Here is a 21,215-nt window from a genome sequence, read left to right as displayed (position 1 = left end):
CGACGGCCCCGCCGATGACGGCGTCGTCCCCGCTCCGTACCGGGCTTGCCACAAGCCGCCTGCCCGGCCGCGCAACTGACGCGCCATCGAACGGACATCCGTAGGCTGATCTCATGAGTCGCCACCACGACAACGAGCCACTCCTGGTCCGCCAGCGGTACGGCAACCGCTGGGTCTACAGCCACCGCGATCCCGGGAGCCTCGCTCTCGTCGTCATCGCCCCGATCGTCGCCGTCCTCACCCTGTGGGCCCTGTCGAGCGGCATCCCGCGCTGAGCGGACCGCTGCGCCCGCCCGGGGCCGCTGCCCCCGCCTCGGCCGCGGCCCCGGTCCCGGCATCGGCCGCCCATCGCTCGTTCCACCGCTGATCCGCCTCCAGTTGCGCGGCCAGCGAGATCAGCAGCGGCTCGCTGTTCGCCGGGCCGAGGAGTTGCGCGCCCAACGGCAGCCCGCCGGGCGTGAAACCCGCGGGTATGTTCACCCCCGGCCAGCCGAGCACGTTCCAGGGCCAGGCGTACGGGCACGCCGCGATCATCGTCGCGTCCGTCCGGTGGCTGGACAGCTCCGCCAGCTCCCCGGTCCGCGGCGGTGGCACCGCCGTAGTGGGGGTCAGGACCACGTCGAACCGCCCGAAGAGTTCTCCCGCCCGGCGCCGCAACGGCCCCTCCGCCGCCCGCGCCGCGCGCAGCACCCCGCCGCCGAGCAACAGCCCGCCGCGCGCGTTCACCCGCGTACGGGCGTCGAGCAGCGCCGGGTCGGGCACCCGCCCGACCCAGTCCCGGATGCCGGACATCGACCGCGGCACGAACGACAGCCCGATCAGCCCGTACCGCGGCTCCTCCGCCACCACCTCGTGCCCCAGCGCCGCCAGCCGCTCCGCGATCCGTACCGTCGCGGCCCGGACGACCGGGTCGAGCCGCTGCCGGACCACCGCGAAGGCGGGCCGCAGCGAGAGCGCGATCCGCAGCCGCCGGGGCTCGCGGCCCGCCGCCGCCAGCAGGTCGACGGCGGGCGGCCGGTGCAGATCACCGGCGTGCGAACCGCTCGCCACGTGCAGCAGGAGGGCGGCGTCGGCGACGGTGCGGGCCAGCGGGCCGTCACAGGTGATGCCCCGGAAGGCCTCCGGGTCCGGCCACGTCGAGATCCGCCCCCGCTGCGGCTTGATGCCCACCAGATGCGTCCAGGCGGCGGGGATGCGGATCGAGCCCGCCCCGTCCGAACCCAGCGCGGCCGGGACGAGCCCGGCGGCGACGGCCGCAGCGGAGCCGCCCGACGACCCTCCGGGGGTGTGCTCCGGATGCCACGGATTGCGCGTCACCCCAAAGGCCGGCCCTTCGGTGACGGGCCACTGCCCCAGCTCGGGCGTGTTCGTCTTGCCGACGATCACCGCGCCCGCCGCCCGCAGCCGGCGCACCGCCTCGCTGTCGGCGCGCTTCGGCGGGAACCGCCCGGGACAGCCGAAGGCGGTCGGCTCGCCCGCCACGTCCATGTCGTCCTTGACCGCGACCGGCACACCCAGCAGCGGCAGCCGCTCCCCCGCCGCGAGCCGCCGGTCGGCGGCGTCGGCCTCCGCCCGCGCGGCCTCGGCCCGCACCCGGCGGAAGGCGTTCAGCGTCTCCCGCGTCCGCTCGATCCGCTCCAGCGCCCGCTCGACGAGCACCCGCGAGGACACGTCCCCGTCGGCCAGCGCACGGGCCTGATCCGCCAGCCCGTCGGTCCTGAACCCGGTCACCCGAACCCCCTGCCGTCGCTTCCACTCCACGGTAGGGGAACGCGAGTTGCTCGCACATCCGTCTGACGACGGTGGAGCCCGGCCGTCCGGCCCGTCCCGGGGGTTACCCCCACCCCGGGGGAACGGCTGGCCGGATGGGCAAGGCGCGCGGCGTCAACCACCCTCGTCCCCATGCCACTTACACCCCGCAAGGCCCTGCTGTTCACCCTCTCCGCGACGGCCGTCGCGGCGACGCTCACCGTCCCGGCACAGGCCTCCCCGTCCCCCGGCGCCGCCGCCCTCACCTGGACGCCGTGCGCGAGCGCGGCCGGCGCCACCGAGTGCGCGACCCTCTCCGTCCCGATGGACTACCGCGACCCGGCCGGGCAGCGGGTCGAACTCGCCGTCTCCCGGCTGCGCGGGGCCGACTCGCCCGCCAAGCGCGGCACCTTGCTGATCGTCCCCGGCGGCCCCGGCGGCTCGGGCGTGGCCCGCCTGGCGGCCAAGGGCGCCGAACTGCGGAAACAGACGGGCGGGGCCTACGACCTCGTCGCCTTCGACCCGCGCGGGGTCGGCGGCAGCACCCAGGCCGACTGCGGCCTCTCCGACGACGACCGCGAGATCACCCACCTCCGCCCGTGGCCGGGCCCCGGCGGCGACATCACCGCCAACGTCGCCCGCGCCCGCCGTGTCGCCGCCGCCTGCGAGACCCACGGCGGGGCCATGCTGCGCAACATCTCCACGGCCAACGAGGTCCGCGACATCGAGAGCCTCCGCCAGGCGCTCGGCGTACGGAAGCTGTCGGCGTGGAACATCTCCTACGGTGCGTACGTGGGGGCCATGTACGCACAGAAGTACCCGCACCGCACGGACCGTTGGGTGCTGGACAGCAGCGGCGACCCCGACCCGGAGCGGGTCGCCCGGGGCTGGTCGGCGAACATGTCCACCGGCGTGGAAGACCGCTTCCCCGACTTCGCCGCCTGGGCGGCCGACCCGGCTCGCGACCGCGCGCACCGCCTGGCCGAGCGGCCCGAGGACGTCCGCCCGATGTTCCTGAAGCTGGCGGCGGAACTGGACGCGGCACCAAGGGCGTTCGCCGACCCGGCCCACTTCCCCCTCACCGGCAACCGACTGCGCCAAGCCATGCAACAGGCCCTCACCAGCGACAACGACTTCGAACCCCTCGCCGAACTGATCCTGGCCGCCCGCGACACCACCGGGCCCCTGACCGTCCGCGACGTCCTGCCCGGCGGCCCGCTGAGCCAGCGCGAGGCGGCGGTCATGGTCGGCACCATCTGCAACGACGTCGGCTGGCCCCACGACATCCGCGCCTACGCCCGCGCCGTCACCGCCGACCGCGCCCGCCACCCCCTCACGGCAGGCATGCCGGCGGGCGTCATGCCCTGCGCCTTCTGGAAGACCGCCCCCGCCGACAAGCCCGTCCGCATCACCCCGCACGGCCCCTCGAACATCCTCATGATCCAGAACCTCCGCGACCCAGCGACCCCGCACCACGGCGCCCTCAAGATGCGCGAGTCCCTCGGCGACCGCGCCCGCCTCGTCACCGTCGACTCCGGCGGCCACGGCGCCTACTTGGCCAACGGCAACGCCTGCGGCGACCGCGCGGTCACCGAATTCCTGACAACGGGCCGCCGCCCGTCGGGCGACACGGTCTGCCCGAAGAAATGACGTGATCTTCGCGGTTGCGACCGCGAAATGGCACGTGCGAGCATCGCGGCCAGGACGTGGTGGTTCCCGGCCTCGGTGAGCCGGCGGGCACGCCCTGGACCCCGGACGTGCGCGGCCGCACAGCCCGGCGAGCGACACCGAACCGGTTGAATGGGATCGTGGCGACCGTGATACGACACATAGAGTTCGAACGACTGCACAACTTCCGCGACTTGGGCGGATACCGCACCGAGGACGGCCGCACCCTGCGGTGGGGGCGGCTCTACCGGTCCGACTCGCTCGCCAAGCTCCAGGGCGAGGACTGGGAGCGTTTCCTCGCGCTCGGTGTGCGTACGGTCATCGACCTGCGCTATCCCTTCGAGATCGCGCGAAGCGGCCGTGTGCCCGAGCACAGTCAACTCGCCTATCACAACCTGAGCGTTGAGCACCGGCCCTACGACCAGGCGGCGATCGATCCCGCCCTCGACCCCTGGCGTTATCTCGCCGACCGTTATGCCGAGGTCGCCCTCGACGGTGCCGAGGAGATCCGGCAGGCTCTCGACGTCATCGCGTCCGGCGGCGATCCGCTCGTCTTCCACTGCCATTCCGGCAAGGACCGCACCGGCCTGCTCGCCGGACTGGTGCTTTCCCTTCTCGGGGTCGCCGAGGAGGACATTCTCGCGGACTTCGCGCTCACCGAGCTGGCCACCGAACGGCTCGTCGCCGACTGGCGGGCCGCGCATCCCACGCGGACGCTCACCTGGCCCGGATACGGGCGGGCGCCGGAGGAGGTCATGCGGTTGTTCCTGGCCGATCTGGCCGCCGAGTACGGGTCCGTACGCGGGTATGCCACCGAGCGGCTGGGCGTCGACGACGCTCTGGTCTCACGGATGCGGGAGCGGCTCCTGACTCACGCCCCGTAAAGCGCCCGCGCCCGCGCACCGTCCACCGGGCGGCCGTCCTCCGGTATGGGCAGGAAGTATTCCGTCTGCCACTTCTGCGTGCCGCCCGCCTGGCGGCTCGTCGTCGTCACCCACGGCGGGTAGACACGGAACGCTCGCTTCCCGCCCACGCCTTCCGTTGACACGATGCCGCGCTCGCGCAGCACCTCCCGCGGAAAGACGAACTGTCCGAAGCCGTCGGCGTCGCGCGTGCTGATGACGAAGAGGTCGACCGGGTCCGCCGCGTCGAAGGGCCGGATCGGCCCGGACTCGGATCGCTTCCACACCGTGACGAATTGGCCGGCCTTCGTGGGAGTCGTCTTCGCCACCCGGAATCGGACCGACCGGCCGTCCAGGGTGAACGTGTGCGCCGCGTACTCGGCGCTCTCCGCCTCGGGTACCGGGTCCGAGCAGGTGAATCCGCTCGGGTCGTACACCAGGGTCTTCGCCGCGAGCAGGTCGTCATGGGGCGTCGTCGTCATCCACCCCACTCTGTCATCCCGCCGAAAGCGCCGGACCGGGCACCGGCCCACTCGGCAGAGCCCCTCATGCGACCGTTCGGGTCGATTTTATGTAAAGAATTCCGCACGGCCGCGCGCCCCGCCCCGCATTCGCCGGGATCCCTGGCGCCCTTGCCTCAAGAGGAGCGAACAAGGGGGAGCGAAGGAAGGGGCTGATCGCAGTGTTGGTGTACAAGGTCCGGATCGCCGTCGCCGACATCCACGAGGCGGGTACCGACGAGAAGGTGCAGGCACGCCTGGTCTTCCGGGACGGCTGCTCGACGGTGTGGACCATGCTCGGTACGTTCCAGCGCGGTACCAGCCCCGCCTTCGACATCTTCCTCGAGCAGGACCTCGGTACGCCGACGGGGATCGAGCTGATGAAGAACGGCCCGGACAACCTCTGTCTGACGGGGATCGAGGTGACCTGCCCCGGCGGGGCCGTCGCCCGGTGGATCGGGGACGGCGGGATCCGCGAGTGGCTGGCCCACGAGACGAGCGACCGCTACGACACCTACTTCGGCGTGCGGAGCCTGTTCGACCTCAGCCCGGCCGAGGCCGCGACCCCGGTCGTCCGGCCCGTGGCGCGGCCGGCCGCGCGTGCCGCCGCCGTGCACGCCGTGCTGCCCGTACCCGACGAGCAGCGCGTCGACGGCAAGAGCCGCTTCTGGGCGTTCACCGACGACCGTTACCGGCTGATCGAGATCTCCGACGGCCCCGACCGCACGGACACCCTCGTGGCCCGCGACCGGCCTATCTCGCAGTGCCCGGCGCTCGACGGGCTGCTCGCCCTCGACACCGTCTGGCCGGTCCCCGACCGGCAGCGCGTCGGGCCTGCCGACGGCTCGACGGGCACCGGGCGCGCGAGCGAGTTCTGGGTCTTCTCCGGCGACCGGTACCGGAAGATCTCCGTCGACGACGGGCCCGCCCACGCCAACCGGGCGCTCGGCGAGGACCGCCCGGTCCGCGACTGGGCGGCCCTCGACGGGTTCCCGTTCCTGGACGCCGTCCTGCCCGTGCCCGGCCATCAGCGCGTCAACGGCACCAGCCGCTACTGGGTGTTCTGCGGCGACCGCTACCGGCTCATCGAGATCGAGGACGGGCCCGCGCACACCAACACCGTCATCACGCCCGACCGTCCGGTCGCGGAGTGGGCGTCGTTCGAGGGCTGGAACCACGTGGACACCTTCCTTCCCGTCCCCGACCACCAGGGCGTGTACGACAGGAGCCGCTTCTGGGCGTTCAGCGGCGACCGCTACCGGCTCATCGAGATCGACCACGGGGTGGGACACGCCGACACCCTCGTCACCGGCGACCAGCCGGTCTCCCAGTGGGCGGCCCTGACGTAGGCCACGGGAAGGGGCGGGCCATCAAGCGCCCGCCCCCGCCCCGCTCATCCCTCCAGCACCGCCCTGAGCTGGTCCAGGCCCCAGTCCAGATCCTCCTTGCTGATCATCAGCGGCGGTGCGATCCGGATCGTCGAGCCATGGGTGTCCTTCACCAGCACCCCACGTTCCATCAGCCGCTCCGAGATCCGCCGGCCCGTGCCGTGGGCGGGGGCGATGTCGACGCCCGCCCACAGGCCGCGGCCGCGCACCGCCTCGACCGCGCCGCCGCCCACCAGCAGACCCAGTTCGTGGTGGAGGTGTTCGCCCAGCTCGGTCGCGCGCTGCTGGTACTCGCCGGACTTGAGGATCGAGACGACCTCCAGGGCCACCGCGCACGCCAGCGGGTTTCCGCCGAAGGTCGAGCCGTGCTCGCCGGGGCGGTGGACGCCGAGGATCTCCCGGGAGGCCACCACGGCGGAGACCGGCACCACGCCGCCGCCGAGCGCCTTGCCCAGGATGTAGACGTCGGGCACCACGTCCTCGTGCTCGCACGCGAACGTCTTCCCCGTGCGGCCCAGGCCCGACTGGATCTCGTCGGCCATGAACAGCACGTTCCGCTCGGCGGTCAGCCGGCGTACCTCCGCGAGATAACCGGCCGGCGGCACGAGCACCCCGGCCTCGCCCTGGATCGGCTCCAGCAGCACGGCGACGGTGTGCTCGTCCACCGCGGCCTCCAGGGCCGCCGCGTCGCCGTACGGGACGATCTCGAAGCCCGGGGTGTACGGGCCGTAGTCCGCGCGGGCCTCGGGGTCGGTGGAGAAGCTGACGATCGTGGTCGTGCGGCCGTGGAAGTTGTCGGCCGCCACGACGATCTTCGCCCGGCCGTCGGGGACGCCCTTGACGCGGTAGCCCCACTTGCGGGCGGTCTTCACCGCCGTCTCGACCGCCTCCGCCCCGGTGTTCATCGGGAGCACCATGTCCTTGCCGCACAGCGCGGCCAGCTCGGTGCAGAATTCGGCGAACCGGTCGTGGTGGAAGGCGCGCGAGGTGAGCGTCACCCGTTCCAGCTGTGCCTTCGCCGCGTCGATCAGCCGGCGGTTGCCATGGCCGAAGTTGAGCGCCGAGTAACCGGCGAGCATGTCCAGATAGCGACGCCCCTCGACGTCGGTCATCCACGCGCCCTCCGCGGTCGCCACGACGACCGGCAACGGGTGGTAGTTGTGGGCGCTGTGTTCCTCGGCGGCCGCGATGCTGTCCTGCGTGAAGGTCAACGTGTGCTCCGTTCGGTGTCGGGGCATGCTGCTGCTCACTTTCTAACACCCCCACCCGTACCGCCGGACCGAGTCCGGGTCCGCACCTGAGAGAATGTGTGCATGGCCCTTGATCGTCCGCGCGCTCTCTCCGGTATCCAGCCCACCGCAGGCTCGTTCCACCTCGGGAACTACCTCGGTGCCGTCCGCCAGTACGTGGCGCAGCAAGAGACCCACGACGCCTTCTTCATGGTCGTCGACCTGCACGCGATCACCGTGCCGCAGGACCCGAAGGAGCTGCGGGCCAACACCCGCATCGCCGCCGCCCAGCTGCTGGCCGCCGGGCTCGACCCGGACCGCTGCACCCTCTTCGTGCAGAGCCACGTGCCCGAGCACGCCCAGCTCGGCTGGGTGATGAACTGCCTCACCGGCTTCGGCGAGGCCTCGCGCATGACGCAGTTCAAGGACAAGTCCGCGAAGCAGGGCGCCGACCGCACCACCGTCGGCCTGTTCACCTACCCCGTGCTCCAGGTCGCCGACATCCTGCTCTACCAGGCCGATTCCGTGCCGGTGGGCGAGGACCAGCGGCAGCACGTCGAGCTGACCCGCGATCTGGCCGAGCGCTTCAACACCCGCTTCGGCGAGACCTTCACGATGCCGTCGGCGCACATCGTCCGCGAGACCGCGAAGATCTACGACCTGCAGGACCCGACGGCGAAGATGAGCAAGTCGGCGTCGAGCACCAAGGGTCTGATCAACCTGCTCGACGAGCCCAAGGTCTCCGCCAAGAAGATCAAGAGCGCGGTCACCGACACCGACACCGTGATCCGCTTCGACACCGAGAAGAAGCCGGGCATCAGCAACCTGCTCACGATCTACTCCACGCTCACCGGAACGGGTGTAGCGGAATTGGAGCAGAAGTACGAGGGCAAGGGTTACGGTGCGCTGAAGACGGATCTGGCCGAGGCCATGGTGGAGTGGGTCACCCCGTTCCGGGCCCGCACCCAGGAATATCTGGACGACCCCGAGACGCTGGACTCTGTCCTGGCCAAGGGCGCCGAGAAGGCCCGCGCGGTGGCGGGCGAGACCCTGGCCCGGGTCTACGACAGGATGGGTTTCCTGCCCGCCAAGCACTGACAGCGCCGGTCACCGGGCCGGGGCGGACCGGCCCGCACCATCGGTGACGGGTCGGTCACGGAGCGCGCGGGGCCCTGGGTCCCGCCCGCGAAGGACCGAGTGACCTGGCGACAGGTGTGGCTCAGCCGCCACACTGGCCACGGGGACGTACAGGCTGCACAGGAGGGAGAACGCAATGGGGACCGTAACGCTCGGCGTTTCGATCGCGGTCCCGGAGCCGTACGGCAGCTTCCTCCAGAAGCGGCGCGAGGGCTTCGGTGACCCGCACGCACACGGCATCCCCACGCACGTCACCCTGCTGCCGCCGACCGAGGCCGACGACTCCTGCCTGCCCGCGATCGAGGCCCATCTGGCCGAGGTCGCGGCCGCGGGTCGGCCCTTCCCGATGCGGCTGTCCGGGACCGGTACGTTCCGCCCGCTGTCGCCCGTCGTCTTCGTCAACGTGGTCGAGGGCTCCTCCGCCTGCGCCTGGCTGCAGAAGCGGATCCGGGACACCGCCGGTCCCGTCGCCCGTGAGCTGCAGTTCCCGTACCACCCGCACGTCACCATCGCGCACGGCATCGCCGAGGAGGCGATGGACCGGGCGTTCGAGGAGCTGACGGACTTCGCGGCCGCCTGGACCGTGGGCGGCTTCGCCCTCTACGAACAGGGCGCGGACGGCGTGTGGCGGCTGGAGCGTGAATACCCTTTCGGGCAGGGTGAGCAGGACGCGCGGGCCATGACGTCCGGCGTACCCCACCAGGGTGTGGTGCGCCCTTCCGCGCCCTCCCGCTGACGCGTCTCGCCTTCCCGGCGGATCGTCGGGCTGCCGGCCGCCGGACCATGCTCACGCTTTCGGGGGACAGGGGTGCCGGGCCGGGAAGTGGTTAGGTGTCGTCCATGGACTGGTTGACCCGGCTGCCGTGGATCGGACCCCTGATCGTCCGGCTGACGCGCACCCACGGGTGGCGCTCGTACGAGACCCTCGACCGGGCGAAATGGGCCCGGCTGGCCGCCGCGATCACCTACACCAGTTTCCTGGCGCTGTTCCCCCTGATCACCGTCGGCGCGGCGATCGGCGCGGCCGTCCTCACCGACGCCCAGCTGCGGACGCTGGAGGAGAAGGCGGCCGAGCAGTTGCCCGGCATCGCCGGTCAGCTCGATCTCAGCGGTCTCGTCGACAACGCGGGCACGGTCGGCGTCGTCGCCGGCGCCCTGCTGCTGTTCACCGGCGTCAACTGGATCGGGACGTTGCGCGAGTGCCTGCGTGCCGTGTGGGAGCGCGAGGAGGCCCCCGGCAACCCCTTCCTGCTCAAGCTCAAGGACGCGGCCGTGCTCGTCGGCCTCGGCGGGGTGGCGCTGGTCTCGGCCGGCTGCTCGGCGTTCGCCTCGGCGGCGGTGGGCTGGGTCGTCGAGAAGACCGGGCTCGCCGACGGCGGGGCCGGTCCGCCGCTGCTGACGGTGGCGGGCTTCGGTGCCGCCGTGCTCGCCGACTTCGTGATGATGCTCTACGTCCTGTCCCGGCTGCCCGGGGTGCTGCCCGAGCGGCGCCGGCTCCTCGTCGCCGCGCTGCTCGGCGCGGTCGGTTTCGAGCTGCTCAAGCTGCTGCTGAGCGGCTATCTGCAGGGAGTGGCCGCGAAGAGCATGTACGGGGCGTTCGGCACCCCGGTCGCCCTGCTGTTGTGGATCAACTTCACGGCCCGGCTGACGCTGTTCTGCGCCGCCTGGACGGCCACGCCGCACGGTGCGGCCCCCGCGGCGGAGGACGGGGCCGCGGAGGCCGTCCCGTCCGGCCCCGCCGCCCCCGCCGGCCCCGGCCGGTCCGCCGAGGACATCAGCCCTGGCGCCGGCCCCGGTCCGGCAGCGGCCAGCGACGGTGCACGGCGAACCCCGCCACCGCCACCGCCACCAGCGAGGCCAGCGTGATCCCGACCGCCGTCCACATCCCTCCGCCGGAGCCGGCGACCGAGGCCTGCGAGCTGTCCACCGCGCCGGGGACGCCGCTTCCGCCGGTCGCGCCGCCCACGCCCGGCGGCGGCACCAGATGGCCCACGGGCTTGACGTGCCCGGCCGCCTCGAAGCCCCAGTCCAGCAGGCGCGCGGTCTCCTTGTAGACCTCGTTGGCCTCCCGGTTCTCCGGGTTCATGACGGTCACCAGCAGCTTGCGGCCGTCGTGCTGGGCGACCCCGGTGAAGGTGTTGCCCGCGTTGGTGGTGCTGCCGTTCTTGACCCCCGCCATGCCCTTGTACGCGGTCATCCCGTTCGCACCGGTCAGCAGCCGGTTGGTGTTCATGATGTCGAACGAGTCCCGCTTGCCGTCCTTCTTCACCTCGCCCGGGAACTTCGCGTACGCGGTGGCGCAGTACTCGCGGAAGTCCGCCTTCTGCAGACCGGAGCGGGCGAAGAGCGTCAGGTCGTACGCGCTGGAGACCTGGCCCTCCGCGTCGTAGCCGTCCGGGCTGACGACGTGGGTGTCCTTCGCCTGGAGCGCCTCGGCGTGCGCCTGCATGTCCTTGACGGTCTGCGGGATGCCGCCGTTCATCGAGGCCAGGACGCGGACCGCGTCGTTGCCCGAGCGCAGGAAGACACCGAGCCACAGATCGCGGACGGAGTAGGTCTGGTTCTCCTTGACCCCGACCAGGCTGCTGCCCGCGCCCATGCCCTCCAGATCGGCGGGCTTGACCTTGTACTGCCGGTTCTTGGGGAACTTCGGCAGCACGGTGTCCGCGAAGAGCATCTTCAGCGTCGAGGCGGGCGGCAGCTGCCAGTGGGCGTTGTGCGCGGCGAGCACCTCACCGGACTCGGCGTCCGCGACCAGCCAGGAGCGGCCGGTGAGCTCCTTGGGCAGGGTGGGCGCCCCGGGCCCCAGCAGCACCTGGGTGCCCGGCTTGCCCAGCAGTTCGCCGCCGACGGTGGACATCCGGGCGGGCGGCTGGGCGGGCGGGCGGCCCTTGTCGTCCTTCTTCCCGTCGGCCAGGGCCGGGGTGGCGGTGAGCACGGGGAGCAGCAGGGCCGCGGCCAGAGCGGCGGCGCGGCGGCGCGGCGCGGCGCACCGCGGGGAGTGTGATGTCGTCGTCGGCACGTTCGTGAACGTACCTCCAGGTCCACGCCCGGAGGAGGGCGCCTCACCGGCGCCTGCCCCCGGCGTGGACCCGATAGGACCAGTGCGCCGGCCCGAACGCATACTGAAACCCATGCCGAACTCTTCCGAGGACTCCCCGCGCGGGGGTTTCACCCTCTCCCGCCCCGTGGCCTGGTTCCTGCTCGCCTTCGGCGTGTGGAGCTGGTTCATCTGGATCACTTTCGTCAAGAACCTCTGGAAGGACGGCAGCGGGCTCGCCTTCGACGACGCGGGCGATCCGACCGCGTACTTCTGGGTCCATCTGCTGCTCGCGATCACCTCGTTTCTTCTGGGGACGGCTGTCGGGGTCATCGGGTTGCGTGGCGTCAGGGCGTTGCGGCGCAGCTCATAGCCGACCGCCCGGTGGCAGTTGACGATCACTTGGCCGATTCCCAGGACGTACGTCCGTTCGTGTGTTTAGGTGATGCGCATCACTGGACGGAGGGGGCACGGGGTGCGCGGGGGCCGGGGTCGGGCAGGTACGACAAGTGCGGTGGGCGTTTTACTGCTGGCGGTCGGGGTCGGCGGCTGCTCGCTCTTGTCGCCCGAGACGAAGAAACAGGAGCCGATCTCGGTCGGCACGACCGACACGGTCAGCTCGCTCGATCCGGCGGGGGCGTACGACGCGGGCTCCTGGGCGCTGTACAGCAATGTGTATCAGTCACTGCTGACCTTCGCCGCGGGCGCCAGCAGCCCGGTGCCGGACGCGGCGGAGCGCTGCGCGTTCAAGGACCAGTTACGCACCTACGAGTGCGTGCTGCGGCCCGGGCTGAAGTTCTCGAACGGGCGGGAGCTGACGGCGAAGGACGTGAAGTTCTCCTTCGACCGCATCCGGCGCATCAAGTCGGACCAGGGGCCGATGTCGCTGCTGGAGACCCTCCGGGCGGTCGAGACGCCGGGGGACGACAGGGTGACGTTCCGGCTGAAGGTGCCGGACGCCACCTTCCCGTTCAAGATAGCCACCGGCGGCGGGTCGATCGTCGACAGCACCCGCTACCCGGCGGACCGGCTCCGCACGGGTGACGAGGTGGACGGCTCGGGCCCCTACGTCCTGAAGAAGTACCGGCCGGGTGCCAGCGCCGAGCTGGCCCCCGCCGAGGGGTACCGGGGCGGGATGAAACGCGAGGGCTCCCCGGTGGTCGTGCGGTACTTCGCCGACGCGGAGCGGATGAGCCAGGCGTGGCAGCGGCGGTCCATCGACGTCGCCACCCGCTCGATGCCGCCGACGGACATCGCGGCGCTCTCCCCCGCCGACTCGGACGTGAAGGTCATGGAGAGCGCGGCGGCCAGCACCCGCAACCTGGTCTTCAATCTGCGGGACGGCTCGCCCGTGCGGGACGTCGCGGTGCGCCGGGCCATCGCCTCCGTCGTCAACCGCGAGGCGCTCACCCGGGACGTCCACCGCCGGACGGTCGAACCGCTGTACTCCCTGATCCCCAAGGGCCTCACCGGCCACACCACATCGTTCTACGACCGCTATCCCGCCCCCGACCCGGCCAAGGCCCGGCAGCTGCTGCGGGAGGCCGGGGTCCGGCTGCCCGTCCGCTTCGGCCTCGCCTATTCGCAGGGCGCCGCCACGGACCAGGAGGCGGCGCTGCTCAAGAAGCAGCTGGAGGCGAGCGGGCTGTTCGAGGTGACCACCCGGCGGGTGGGCTGGGCGGAGTTCCAGCAGGGCTATGCCCGTGGGGCGTACGACGCGTACTGCGTCAGCTGGGTGGCCGACTTCCCCGACCCGGACACCTTCACCAGCCCTCTGATCGGTGTGGGCAACGCCTTGCACTCGGGGTATTCCAGTCCGCGCGTCGAGCGCCTGATCGAGGCGGCCCAGCGCAACGAGCAGCGCGGCCGGGCCGCGAACGCCTTCCGGGAGATCCAGAAGATCGTCGCCGAGGACGTGCCGCTCCTGCCGCTGTGGCAGAAGAAGGACTACGCCCTCAGCGGCTCCGCCATCTCCGGCACGCAGTACCTCTCGGACGGCACGGGAACGTGGCGGCTGTGGCAGCTGGGCCGTATCTGACACCCGCTCACCCCGTGCGCTACAGGCCGTGCTTGTCCAGGAAGCTCGTGATCAGCTTCTGCCACTCCTCGGGCCGCTCGGCCATCGGGACGTGACCCGTGGCGATCTCGGCGTACTCGGCACCGGGGATCCGGTCCGCGAGCACCCGGGAGTTGCCGGGCGAGACCAGCGTGTCCAGGGTGGTGGCGATGACCAGGGTGGGTACCCGGATCCCGGCGAGGTCACCGGTGGTGTCCGCGGCCTGGACGACGGCCGCCTGGTCGGCCGCGCCGTCCGGGACGCCCGCGATGAGCTGCGCGTAGAAGGAGTCGAGCTGCCCGGTGGGCACGGCGTTGAGGAACGGTTCGCCGAAGGCGGTCAGGGCGACGAAGCGGGCGAACGTCTCCCGGTCCCCGTCGGCCAGCAGCTTCCGCCAGATGTCCAGGGCGGCGAGCAGCCGGTTGTCGGCCTTGGCCAGACCGGCCGTCAGCACCAGTGCGCGCACCCGCTCCGGGTACCGGGCGGCCGCCCGGACGGCCACGAGCGTGCCCAGCGAGTAGCCGACCAGGGTGAAGGTCTCCAGACCCGCCTCGGTGGCGGAGGCGACCACGGCGTCGGCCAGGCCGTCGAGGGTCAGCGGCCCGGCCGCCCGGGGCGTGGCGCCGGAGCCGGGGTAGTCGGGGGCGACGACGGTGTGGCCCTCGGCGAGGGCCGGGATGACCGGCAGGTAGTTGCCCTCGATGCTGCCGCCCGCGCCGTGCGCGAGCAGGACGCCGGGACCGGAGCCGTGCACCTGGGCGGTGAGCGGGCCGAACGGGGATACGGGAATCTGTGTCATAGCCATGAGGTTGGCAGTTGACATCAGTGTGAAGGTCAAGGGGAGGACCGCGATGCGGATAGGGGAACTGTCGCGGAGGACAGGCGTCAGCACCCGGCTGCTGCGTTACTACGAGGCGCAGGGCCTGCTCGTCTCCGAGCGGGACTCCAACGACTACCGGCGCTACGGGGCCGACGCGGTCGAGCGCGTGACGCGCGTCCGTGAGCTGCTGGCCGGCGGTCTGACGACCGAGGCCATCCGGAACCTGCTGCCCTGTACGGAGGGCGGGCCGGGCCTGCTCGCGTGCGAGCGCTCCGTCCAGGTGATGGACGAGCAGTTGTCGCGCGTGGAGGAACAGATGGCCGAGCTGCTGCGGAAGCGCGAGGCGCTGCGGGAGGTGACGTCGGCCATGCGGCCGGCGTAACCGGGGCTCCGCCCCGGACCCCGGTCCTCAATCGCCGGACGGGCTGGAATTCCAGCCCGTCCGGCGACGACGAGGGCCCCGCTCCAAGGATGGAGCGGGGCCCTCGTCGTGACTAGCGGACCGCAGGTCGGACGTCAGAAGCGACGCGTGATCAGCGCGCGCTTGACCTCCTGGATCGCCTTCGTGACCTCGATGCCACGCGGGCAGGCGTCCGTGCAGTTGAACGTCGTGCGGCAGCGCCAGACGCCGTCCTTGTCGTTCAGGATCTCCAGCCGCTGCTCCCCGGCCTCGTCACGCGAGTCGAAGATGAAGCGGTGGGCGTTGACGATGGCCGCCGGGCCGAAGTACTGGCCGTCGTTCCAGAACACCGGGCAGGACGACGTGCACGCGGCGCACAGGATGCACTTGGTGGTGTCGTCGAACCGCTCGCGGTCCTCGGCGCTCTGCAGGCGCTCACGGGTCGGCTCGTTCCCCTTGGTGATGAGGAACGGCATGACGTCGCGGTACGCCTGGAAGAACGGCTCCATGTCGACCACGAGGTCCTTCAGGACCGTGAGGCCCTTGATGGGCTCGACCGTGATCGGCTTGGCGGGGTTGATGTCCTTGATCAGGGTCTTGCACGCCAGGCGGTTCTTGCCGTTGATGCGCATCGCGTCGGAACCGCAGATGCCGTGCGCGCAGGAACGCCGGAACGTCAGCGTGCCGTCGAGGTCCCACTTGATCTTGTGCAGGCCGTCGAGGACCCGCTCCTTGGGGTCGATCTCCAGCTGGAAGTCCTGCCAGGTCGCCTGGTCGGAGATCTCCGGGTTGAACCGGCGGATCCGGAAGGTGACCGTGATCAGGTGCGCGGGGGCCTCGGACTCGGCCGAGGCCGCGCTCTTCTCGAGCGTCGTGGTGCTCATCAGTACTTACGCTCCATCGGCTGGTAGCGGGTCTGGACGACCGGCTTGTAGTCGAGGCGGATCGAGTCCTTGCCGTCCGCGTCGACCTCGCGGTACGCCATGGTGTGCCGCATGAAGTTGACGTCGTCGCGGTTGGGGTAGTCCTCGCGGTAGTGACCGCCGCGGGACTCCTTGCGCGCCAGCGCGGACACGGCCATGACCTCGGCCAGGTCGAGCAGGTTGCCCAGCTCGATGGCCTCCAGCAGGTCGGTGTTGAACCGCTTGCCCTTGTCCTGGACGGAGACGTTGAGGTACCGCTCGCGCAGCTCGGCGATCTTCTCGACGGCCGTCTTGATGGTCTGCTCGGTGCGGAAGACCATCACGTTGGCGTCCATGGTCTCCTGCAGCTCCTTGCGGAGCTCGGCGACCCGCTCGGTGCCGGTGGAGTTCCGCAGCCGCTCGACCTGGTCGGCGACGAGCTGCGCCGGGTTCTCCGGCAGCTCGACGTAGTCGGCCTTCGCGGAGTACTCGGCGGCCGCGATGCCGGCCCGCTTGCCGAAGACGTTGATGTCCAGCAGCGAGTTGGTGCCGAGGCGGTTGGCGCCGTGCACGGACACGCAGGCGACCTCGCCGGCGGCGTACAGGCCGGGGACGACGGTGTCGTTGTCGGCCAGCACCTCACCCGCGACGTTGGTCGGGATGCCGCCCATGGCGTAGTGCGCGGTGGGCTGGATCGGGATCGGGTCCGTGTAGGGCTCGATGCCGAGGTAGGTGCGCGCGAACTCGGTGATGTCCGGGAGCTTGGCGTCGAGCTGCTCCGGCGGCAGGTGGGTGAGGTCGAGGTAGACGTGGTCGCCCTCGGGACCGCAGCCACGGCCCTCGCGGATCTCCGTGTAGATGGAGCGCGAGACGACGTCTCGCGAGGCGAGGTCCTTCATGACGGGCGCGTACTTCTCCATGAAGCGCTCGCCGTCCTTGTTGCGGAGGATGCCGCCCTCACCGCGGGCGCCCTCCGTCAGCAGGATGCCCATGCGCCAGATGCCCGTCGGGTGGAACTGGAAGAACTCCATGTCCTCCAGCGGCAGACCGCGGCGGTAGCACGCGGCCTGGCCGTCACCGGTCAGGGTGTGGGCGTTGGAGGTCACCTTGAAGAACTTGCCGGTGCCACCGGAGGCGTAGATGACGGCCTTCGCCTGGAAGACGTGGATCTCGCCGGTGGCCAGCTCGTAGGCCACCACGCCGGCCGACTTCTTGACGCCGTCGACCTCGGTGATCAGCTGGTCGAGGACGTAGAACTCGTTGAAGAACTCCACGCCCTCCTTGACGCAGTTCTGGTACAGCGTCTGGAGGATCATGTGGCCGGTGCGGTCCGCGGCGTAGCAGGACCGGCGGACCGGGGCCTCGCCGTGGTTGCGGCTGTGACCGCCGAAGCGGCGCTGGTCGATGGTGCCGTCCGGGGTGCGGTTGAACGGCAGGCCCATCTTCTCCAGGTCGAGGACCGCGTCGATGGCCTCCTTCGCCAGGATCTCGGCGGCGTCCTGGTCGACCAGGTAGTCACCGCCCTTGATCGTGTCGAAGGTGTGCCACTCCCAGTTGTCCTCTTCCACGTTGGCCAGCGCGGCGGCCATGCCGCCCTGCGCGGCACCCGTGTGGGAGCGGGTCGGGTAGAGCTTCGTCAGGACCGCGGTGCGGCTGCGCTTGGTCGACTCGATGGCCGCGCGCATGCCGGCGCCACCGGCGCCGACGATGACGGTGTCGTACTTGTGGATCTTCATGGTCGCGTCAGCCCCGGGCTCTAGCGGATGTTCGGGTCGAAGGTGAAGATCACCAGCGTGCCCAGCAGGACGGTGAACACCGTGGCCGCGTACAGCAGGTTCTTCAGCCAGAAGCGGGTCTTGGGCCGCTCCGCGTAGTCGTTGATGACCGTGCGCAGGCCGTTGGCGCCGTGCAGCATGGCCAGCCACAGCATCAGCAGGTCCCAGCCCTGCCAGAACGGCGAGGCCCAGCGGCCGGCCACGAAGGCGAAGCCGACCTTGCTGACGCCGCCGTCGAGGACGAGCTGGATCAGCAGGTGACCCAGGACCAGGACGACGAGCACCACGCCGGACAGCCGCATGAACAGCCAGCCGTACAGCTCGAAGTTGGTGCGGGTCGACTTCGGGGTCTTCTTGGTGCGCTTGCGGGGCGGCTCGATGACCGGCGCCGGATTGTCCACGTCGTACAGGCTTACGCCCTCGACGGGACCGACCGCGGAAGAGGTGTCAGCGGACATCAGGCGTCAGCTCCCGAACAGTTCGCGTGCGGCGTGCCCGAGGACGGGGTAAATGGCCCCGGCCATCAGCACGAGCCAAATGCCCATGACGGTCCAGAGCATCTGCTTCTGGTACCTCGGGCCCTTGGACCAGAAGTCCACGGCGACGACACGGAGGCCGTTGAGCGCGTGGAAGAGGATGGCGGCGACGAGGCCGTACTCCATCACGGCGACGATCGGGGTCTTGTACGTCGCGACGACGTCGTCGTATGCCTCGGGAGAGACACGGACGAGCGCGGTGTCGAGGACGTGCACGAACAGGAAGAAGAAAATGAGGACGCCGGTGACTCGATGAGCCACCCAGGACCACATGCCTTCCCGGCCGCGGTACAGCGTTCCAGCCGGCACGGAAAACCCTCCGGGAGCGGGGATTGGGGCCTGCCGGCTTCACTGTCAGCGGGCCCGGCCGGGTACGGTCCACCGGCCCTGGCCATCGTAGCGACGCCTTGTCGGTTCGGTCTCGCGGGGTCTGTCAGGTGTGATCAAACAGGCACGTACGGCCTAGCTGCCGGGCGGCCCACAGCCCGGCGAGCTGACGGTTATCTCCCCGCGTGTCCGATACGCGCATAGCCTTTATCAGGACAGATACGACATCCGCCTGTCGCTCATACGAGTCCACTCATGTACCGGAAGTCACTGCGGACTCCCCTGTCGGCCCCTTGCGCGACGCCCCGGGGCGCCTTGGGCCAACCGGGTGAGACGGCCGCGGACGATGCGGCGCAGCTCCTCGGCGGCGGTGATGTGCTCCTCGTGGAGGGGGTCGGCGAGGCGGGCGCGGAGGGCCCGGAGCAGCCGGCCGGGGGCCTCCTCGGGGCGGCAGTCGTCCAGACAGATCACGAAAACATGGCCGAATCTACGCTCGTACGCGGCGTACGCGGCCCGTAATGCGCCGGCGGCGCGGGCCTGGGAGAGGGTGACCGCGCCGGTGGTCTGCGCGGCGAGCGCCTCACAGAGGTCGGCGCGGCCGAGGGCGCGGCCCGTGGTGTCGGCGGCGGCCAGCAGGGCGTCCGGGGCGGGATAGGGACGGTGGGCCGCGAGCCGCCTGGCCCAGCGGCGACTGCCGCAGCAGGCCAGGAGGGCGGCCTCGGCGTCGTCCGGGTCCGCGGCGTTGAGCCGGTCGAGGCCGTCGAACCGATCGATCCGGGCAAAGCGGGCGAAGTCGTGCAGCGTGGACTCCTCGAAGGACGGGCGAAGGCGGGTGGACCGGAAAGACCCCGGGAAGGAGAGGGACGGGCGGGACGCCGAGCCGAGACGCCATCGACGCCAACCCGAGACGTCACGACGTCACGGTGTACGCCACGGTAACGACGCATCTCAGCCACTGTCCGACGGATGCGCGAATTTCATTCGGACGAGAGGGGTTTCGGGCGCGTAGTCGACGCCGGGAGGGACGAAGGGCAATACCTTCGCCCCAGAGTCGCACCAAATAGGAGATTTGCTCCATGGGACTACCTGGCAGGATCACCCGCGTTCCGCTGGCCCGGGGCTGGGTGGCGGGCCTCTCGCTCGTCGCCACCATGAGCCTGATGGGCTGCCCGGGGGGCGGTGGCGCGAGCGACGCCCCGACCCGGAGCGACTCCCGCTCCCCGTCGTCCGGCGCGGCGGGCTCCTCCGGCACCTCCGCCGCCGCGGCCTCCTCCCCGCCCGCGGCCCCCGCGTTCGCCGCCGTTCCCGCCGGGCCGCCGCGCACCGTTCCCTTCGTGCGGTCCTTCACCGCGGGCGGCGGCCCCGGCTGGCGGCCCACGCCCGGCGCCCGGGTCGTCACCGATCCCGGCGGACCGCTCGCCGACGAGGGCCGGCGCCTGGCCCAGGACCTCCGCCTCGCCTCCTCCGGGGGCCCCGCCCGCGCGGGCGACATCGAGCTGGCGCTGCGCCCGGGACAGAGCGGCGGCCCGGAGGGGTACGAGCTGACCACCCGTGACCGCAAGGTCCTGATCACCGGCGCGGCCGAGGCGGGCGTCTTCTACGGCACCCGGACCGTCGTCCAGGCCGTGCGCTCCGGCGGCGGCGTCCCCGAGGGCGTCGTACGGGACAGCCCCGACCGGCCGCAGCGCGGCCTCAACCTCGACACCGCCCGCAAGCACTTCCCCGCCGAGTGGGTCGAGGCCCGGCTGCGCGAGATGGCCGACCTGAAGCTCAACATGCTCGGCCTGCACTTCTCCGACGACCAGGGTTTCCGGATCGCCAGCGAGTCCCATCCCGAGGTCGTCTCGGCGCAGCACCTCACGAAGGCCGAGGTCCGCCGGATCGTCGCGCTCGCGGGCGAGCTGCACATCACCGTCGTCCCCGAGCTGGACTCCCCCGGCCACCTCGGGGCGGTGACGGACGCCCACCCCGCCCTGGAGCTGCGCAACCGGGCGGGGACCCCCGCCGAGGGCGCGGTCGACGTCACCGCCCCCGAGGCCGCGCGCATCGTGGACGACCTGCTGCGCGAGTTCGCCCCCCTCTTCCCCGGCCCGTACTGGCACCTGGGCGCGGACGAGTACCGCGCACTGCTCGCGAAGGACCCGCAGGCCTCCTACCCCCGCCTGGCCGAGCGGGCACGGGCGAAGTACGGCCCCCGGGCCCGGGTCCAGGACCTCGCGGCCGGCTGGCTGAACGACCGGGTCGCCGTGCTGCGCGGTCTCGGCAAGAAGGCCAAGGCGTGGAACGACGGCTTCTTCCGCGGCGGTGTGGTCACCGCGGACAAGGACATCGAGGTCGAGTACTGGACGGGCAAGGAGCTGGGCGCCCGCGAGCCGCTGGAGTACCTGAACGAGGGACGCCCGGTGGTCAATCTCAACGACGAGTACCTCTATTACGTACTCGGCGAGCCCAACGAGTTCCGCTACCCGACCGGTGAGCGGATCTACCGGGAGTGGTCCCCGGCGGTGCTGCGCGGAACGACGGCCGTACCGGCGAACCTCGCCGGGCCCTCGCGGATCCTCGGCGGCCGGCTCGCCGTCTGGTGCGACCGCGCTGCCGCGCAGACCCCGCAGCAGGTGGCGGCGGGCATCCGACTGCCGTTGGCGGCGCTCGCCCAGCGCCTGTGGGACCCCCGCCGGCCGGCTCCGCCGTGGCAGGACTTCTCGGCACTGACCGCACGCGTCCTCCCTCCGGGGGCTTAGCCCTGACCTCCGGGCCCGTCTCGCCGCCTGCGGCGGCACGGCGCC

At 71.4% G+C, this 21,215-nt stretch carries 21 protein-coding genes; 11 read left to right on the top strand and 10 right to left on the bottom strand.

Annotated features, from left to right (window positions below):
- Window positions 1-113: 113 nt before the first annotated feature.
- Window positions 114-275: a hypothetical protein gene (locus ACZ6MA_RS13905; protein ID WP_469433623.1), complete on the top strand. Its 162-nt coding sequence runs from the start codon at window positions 114-116 to the stop codon at window positions 273-275.
- On the opposite strand, the gene ACZ6MA_RS13900 is transcribed toward ACZ6MA_RS13905, so the two are convergent.
- Window positions 238-1,731: an amidase gene (locus ACZ6MA_RS13900; RefSeq protein WP_469433622.1), complete on the bottom strand. Its 1,494-nt coding sequence runs from the start codon at window positions 1,729-1,731 to the stop codon at window positions 238-240. The genes ACZ6MA_RS13905 and ACZ6MA_RS13900 overlap by 38 nt on opposite strands.
- A 171-nt stretch (window positions 1,732-1,902) precedes the next feature.
- Here ACZ6MA_RS13900 and ACZ6MA_RS13895 point away from each other — a divergent pair, with 171 nt between their 5' ends.
- Together ACZ6MA_RS13895 and ACZ6MA_RS13890 are read left to right on the top strand one after the other, a co-directional pair.
- Window positions 1,903-3,399, top strand: coding sequence for an alpha/beta hydrolase (locus ACZ6MA_RS13895; RefSeq protein WP_469433621.1), 1,497 nt, complete (start codon window positions 1,903-1,905; stop codon window positions 3,397-3,399).
- Window positions 3,400-3,566: 167 nt separating this feature from the next.
- Entirely contained in the window at window positions 3,567-4,301 is a 735-nt protein-coding gene (locus ACZ6MA_RS13890; RefSeq protein WP_469433620.1) for a tyrosine-protein phosphatase, read from the top strand.
- Here the strand turns inward: ACZ6MA_RS13890 and ACZ6MA_RS13885 are convergent.
- Window positions 4,289-4,801: a MepB family protein gene (locus ACZ6MA_RS13885; RefSeq protein ID WP_469433619.1), complete on the bottom strand. Its 513-nt coding sequence runs from the start codon at window positions 4,799-4,801 to the stop codon at window positions 4,289-4,291. The two genes, ACZ6MA_RS13890 and ACZ6MA_RS13885, sit on opposite strands and share 13 nt — an antisense overlap.
- A 200-nt stretch (window positions 4,802-5,001) precedes the next feature.
- On the opposite strand from ACZ6MA_RS13885, the gene ACZ6MA_RS13880 reads away from it, so the two are divergent.
- Window positions 5,002-6,168, top strand: a complete 1,167-nt coding sequence (locus ACZ6MA_RS13880) for a PLAT/LH2 domain-containing protein (RefSeq protein WP_469433618.1) — start codon at window positions 5,002-5,004, stop codon at window positions 6,166-6,168.
- A 44-nt stretch (window positions 6,169-6,212) separates the two neighbouring features.
- Here ACZ6MA_RS13880 and rocD read toward each other — a convergent pair whose 3' ends face one another.
- The gene (rocD, locus tag ACZ6MA_RS13875; protein WP_469433616.1) at window positions 6,213-7,418 is read right to left on the bottom strand and encodes an ornithine--oxo-acid transaminase; all 1,206 of its coding nucleotides are present in this window, start codon (window positions 7,416-7,418) and stop codon (window positions 6,213-6,215) included.
- Window positions 7,419-7,520: 102 nt separating this feature from the next.
- Between rocD and trpS the strand changes: the two genes are divergently transcribed.
- The 3 genes from trpS to ACZ6MA_RS13860 all read left to right on the top strand — a co-directional run bounded on the left by trpS (window position 7,521) and on the right by ACZ6MA_RS13860 (window position 10,439).
- Entirely contained in the window at window positions 7,521-8,534 is a 1,014-nt protein-coding gene (gene trpS / locus ACZ6MA_RS13870) for a tryptophan--tRNA ligase (protein WP_469433614.1), read from the top strand.
- Window positions 8,535-8,709: 175 nt separating this feature from the next.
- Window positions 8,710-9,309: a 2'-5' RNA ligase family protein gene (locus ACZ6MA_RS13865; RefSeq protein ID WP_469433613.1), complete on the top strand. Its 600-nt coding sequence runs from the start codon at window positions 8,710-8,712 to the stop codon at window positions 9,307-9,309.
- A gap of 104 nt (window positions 9,310-9,413) precedes the next feature.
- Window positions 9,414-10,439 carry a YihY/virulence factor BrkB family protein gene (locus tag ACZ6MA_RS13860; protein WP_469433611.1) on the top strand — a complete coding sequence of 342 codons (1,026 nt, stop codon included), beginning with the start codon at window positions 9,414-9,416 and terminating at the stop codon, window positions 10,437-10,439.
- Here ACZ6MA_RS13860 and ACZ6MA_RS13855 read toward each other — a convergent pair.
- The gene (locus ACZ6MA_RS13855) at window positions 10,348-11,595 is read right to left on the bottom strand and encodes a D-alanyl-D-alanine carboxypeptidase family protein (RefSeq protein WP_469433610.1); all 1,248 of its coding nucleotides are present in this window, start codon (window positions 11,593-11,595) and stop codon (window positions 10,348-10,350) included. The genes ACZ6MA_RS13860 and ACZ6MA_RS13855 overlap by 92 nt on opposite strands.
- 112 nt (window positions 11,596-11,707) lie before the next feature.
- Between ACZ6MA_RS13855 and ACZ6MA_RS13850 the strand changes: the two genes are divergently transcribed.
- Together ACZ6MA_RS13850 and ACZ6MA_RS13845 are read left to right on the top strand one after the other, a co-directional pair.
- Complete coding sequence (locus ACZ6MA_RS13850) at window positions 11,708-11,986, top strand: SCO4848 family membrane protein (protein ID WP_469433608.1); 279 nt, start codon at window positions 11,708-11,710, stop codon at window positions 11,984-11,986.
- 141 nt (window positions 11,987-12,127) lie between these two features.
- The gene (locus tag ACZ6MA_RS13845) at window positions 12,128-13,651 is read left to right on the top strand and encodes an ABC transporter substrate-binding protein (RefSeq protein WP_469433607.1); all 1,524 of its coding nucleotides are present in this window, start codon (window positions 12,128-12,130) and stop codon (window positions 13,649-13,651) included.
- A 19-nt stretch (window positions 13,652-13,670) separates the two neighbouring features.
- Here ACZ6MA_RS13845 and ACZ6MA_RS13840 read toward each other — a convergent pair whose 3' ends face one another.
- Entirely contained in the window at window positions 13,671-14,468 is a 798-nt protein-coding gene (locus ACZ6MA_RS13840) for an alpha/beta fold hydrolase (protein ID WP_469433605.1), read from the bottom strand.
- Between the two features lie 4 nt (window positions 14,469-14,472).
- Here ACZ6MA_RS13840 and ACZ6MA_RS13835 point away from each other — a divergent pair, with 4 nt between their 5' ends.
- On the top strand, window positions 14,473-14,871 hold the full coding sequence (locus ACZ6MA_RS13835) for a MerR family transcriptional regulator (protein ID WP_469433603.1): 399 nt from the start codon (window positions 14,473-14,475) through the stop codon (window positions 14,869-14,871).
- A gap of 134 nt (window positions 14,872-15,005) precedes the next feature.
- On the opposite strand, the gene ACZ6MA_RS13830 is transcribed toward ACZ6MA_RS13835, so the two are convergent.
- The 5 genes from ACZ6MA_RS13830 to ACZ6MA_RS13810 form a co-directional block, all read right to left on the bottom strand.
- Entirely contained in the window at window positions 15,006-15,773 is a 768-nt protein-coding gene (locus ACZ6MA_RS13830) for a succinate dehydrogenase iron-sulfur subunit (protein WP_469433601.1), read from the bottom strand.
- On the bottom strand, window positions 15,773-17,527 hold the full coding sequence (sdhA, locus tag ACZ6MA_RS13825) for a succinate dehydrogenase flavoprotein subunit (protein WP_469433600.1): 1,755 nt from the start codon (window positions 17,525-17,527) through the stop codon (window positions 15,773-15,775). The genes ACZ6MA_RS13830 and sdhA overlap by 1 nt, the downstream gene beginning before the upstream one ends.
- A 20-nt stretch (window positions 17,528-17,547) precedes the next feature.
- On the bottom strand, window positions 17,548-18,024 hold the full coding sequence (locus ACZ6MA_RS13820) for a succinate dehydrogenase hydrophobic membrane anchor subunit (RefSeq protein ID WP_469433599.1): 477 nt from the start codon (window positions 18,022-18,024) through the stop codon (window positions 17,548-17,550).
- Between the two features lie 6 nt (window positions 18,025-18,030).
- Window positions 18,031-18,411, bottom strand: coding sequence for a succinate dehydrogenase, cytochrome b556 subunit (gene sdhC, locus ACZ6MA_RS13815; RefSeq protein WP_469433597.1), 381 nt, complete (start codon window positions 18,409-18,411; stop codon window positions 18,031-18,033).
- A gap of 285 nt (window positions 18,412-18,696) precedes the next feature.
- Window positions 18,697-19,137: a 2-oxo-4-hydroxy-4-carboxy-5-ureidoimidazoline decarboxylase gene (locus tag ACZ6MA_RS13810; RefSeq protein ID WP_469434094.1), complete on the bottom strand. Its 441-nt coding sequence runs from the start codon at window positions 19,135-19,137 to the stop codon at window positions 18,697-18,699.
- Window positions 19,138-19,505: 368 nt separating this feature from the next.
- On the opposite strand from ACZ6MA_RS13810, the gene ACZ6MA_RS13805 reads away from it, so the two are divergent.
- Entirely contained in the window at window positions 19,506-21,170 is a 1,665-nt protein-coding gene (locus ACZ6MA_RS13805) for a beta-N-acetylhexosaminidase (protein WP_469433596.1), read from the top strand.
- The last annotated feature ends 45 nt before the right edge of the window (window positions 21,171-21,215 follow it).

Source organism: Streptomyces sp. NPDC042259 (assembly GCF_055582085.1).
The sequence above is the reverse complement of the archived record's forward strand: the minus strand, read 5'-3'. Positions and strand labels throughout refer to the sequence as shown.

What these genes read in the sequence shown, in the direction of transcription:
- ACZ6MA_RS13840 (WP_469433605.1), bottom strand. Translation starts at nt 14,468, where the DNA reads ATGACACAGATTCCCGTATCCCCGTTCGGCCCGCTCACCGCCCAGGTG.
- ACZ6MA_RS13830 (WP_469433601.1), bottom strand. Translation starts at nt 15,773, where the DNA reads ATGAGCACCACGACGCTCGAGAAGAGCGCGGCCTCGGCCGAGTCCGAG.
- ACZ6MA_RS13850 (WP_469433608.1), top strand. Translation starts at nt 11,708, where the DNA reads ATGCCGAACTCTTCCGAGGACTCCCCGCGCGGGGGTTTCACCCTCTCC.
- ACZ6MA_RS13820 (WP_469433599.1), bottom strand. Translation starts at nt 18,024, where the DNA reads ATGTCCGCTGACACCTCTTCCGCGGTCGGTCCCGTCGAGGGCGTAAGC.
- ACZ6MA_RS13885 (WP_469433619.1), bottom strand. Translation starts at nt 4,801, where the DNA reads ATGACGACGACGCCCCATGACGACCTGCTCGCGGCGAAGACCCTGGTG.
- ACZ6MA_RS13905 (WP_469433623.1), top strand. Translation starts at nt 114, where the DNA reads ATGAGTCGCCACCACGACAACGAGCCACTCCTGGTCCGCCAGCGGTAC.
- ACZ6MA_RS13895 (WP_469433621.1), top strand. Translation starts at nt 1,903, where the DNA reads ATGCCACTTACACCCCGCAAGGCCCTGCTGTTCACCCTCTCCGCGACG.
- trpS (WP_469433614.1), top strand. Translation starts at nt 7,521, where the DNA reads ATGGCCCTTGATCGTCCGCGCGCTCTCTCCGGTATCCAGCCCACCGCA.
- ACZ6MA_RS13865 (WP_469433613.1), top strand. Translation starts at nt 8,710, where the DNA reads ATGGGGACCGTAACGCTCGGCGTTTCGATCGCGGTCCCGGAGCCGTAC.
- ACZ6MA_RS13860 (WP_469433611.1), top strand. Translation starts at nt 9,414, where the DNA reads ATGGACTGGTTGACCCGGCTGCCGTGGATCGGACCCCTGATCGTCCGG.
- ACZ6MA_RS13835 (WP_469433603.1), top strand. Translation starts at nt 14,473, where the DNA reads ATGAGGTTGGCAGTTGACATCAGTGTGAAGGTCAAGGGGAGGACCGCG.
- ACZ6MA_RS13805 (WP_469433596.1), top strand. Translation starts at nt 19,506, where the DNA reads ATGGGACTACCTGGCAGGATCACCCGCGTTCCGCTGGCCCGGGGCTGG.
- sdhA (WP_469433600.1), bottom strand. Translation starts at nt 17,527, where the DNA reads ATGAAGATCCACAAGTACGACACCGTCATCGTCGGCGCCGGTGGCGCC.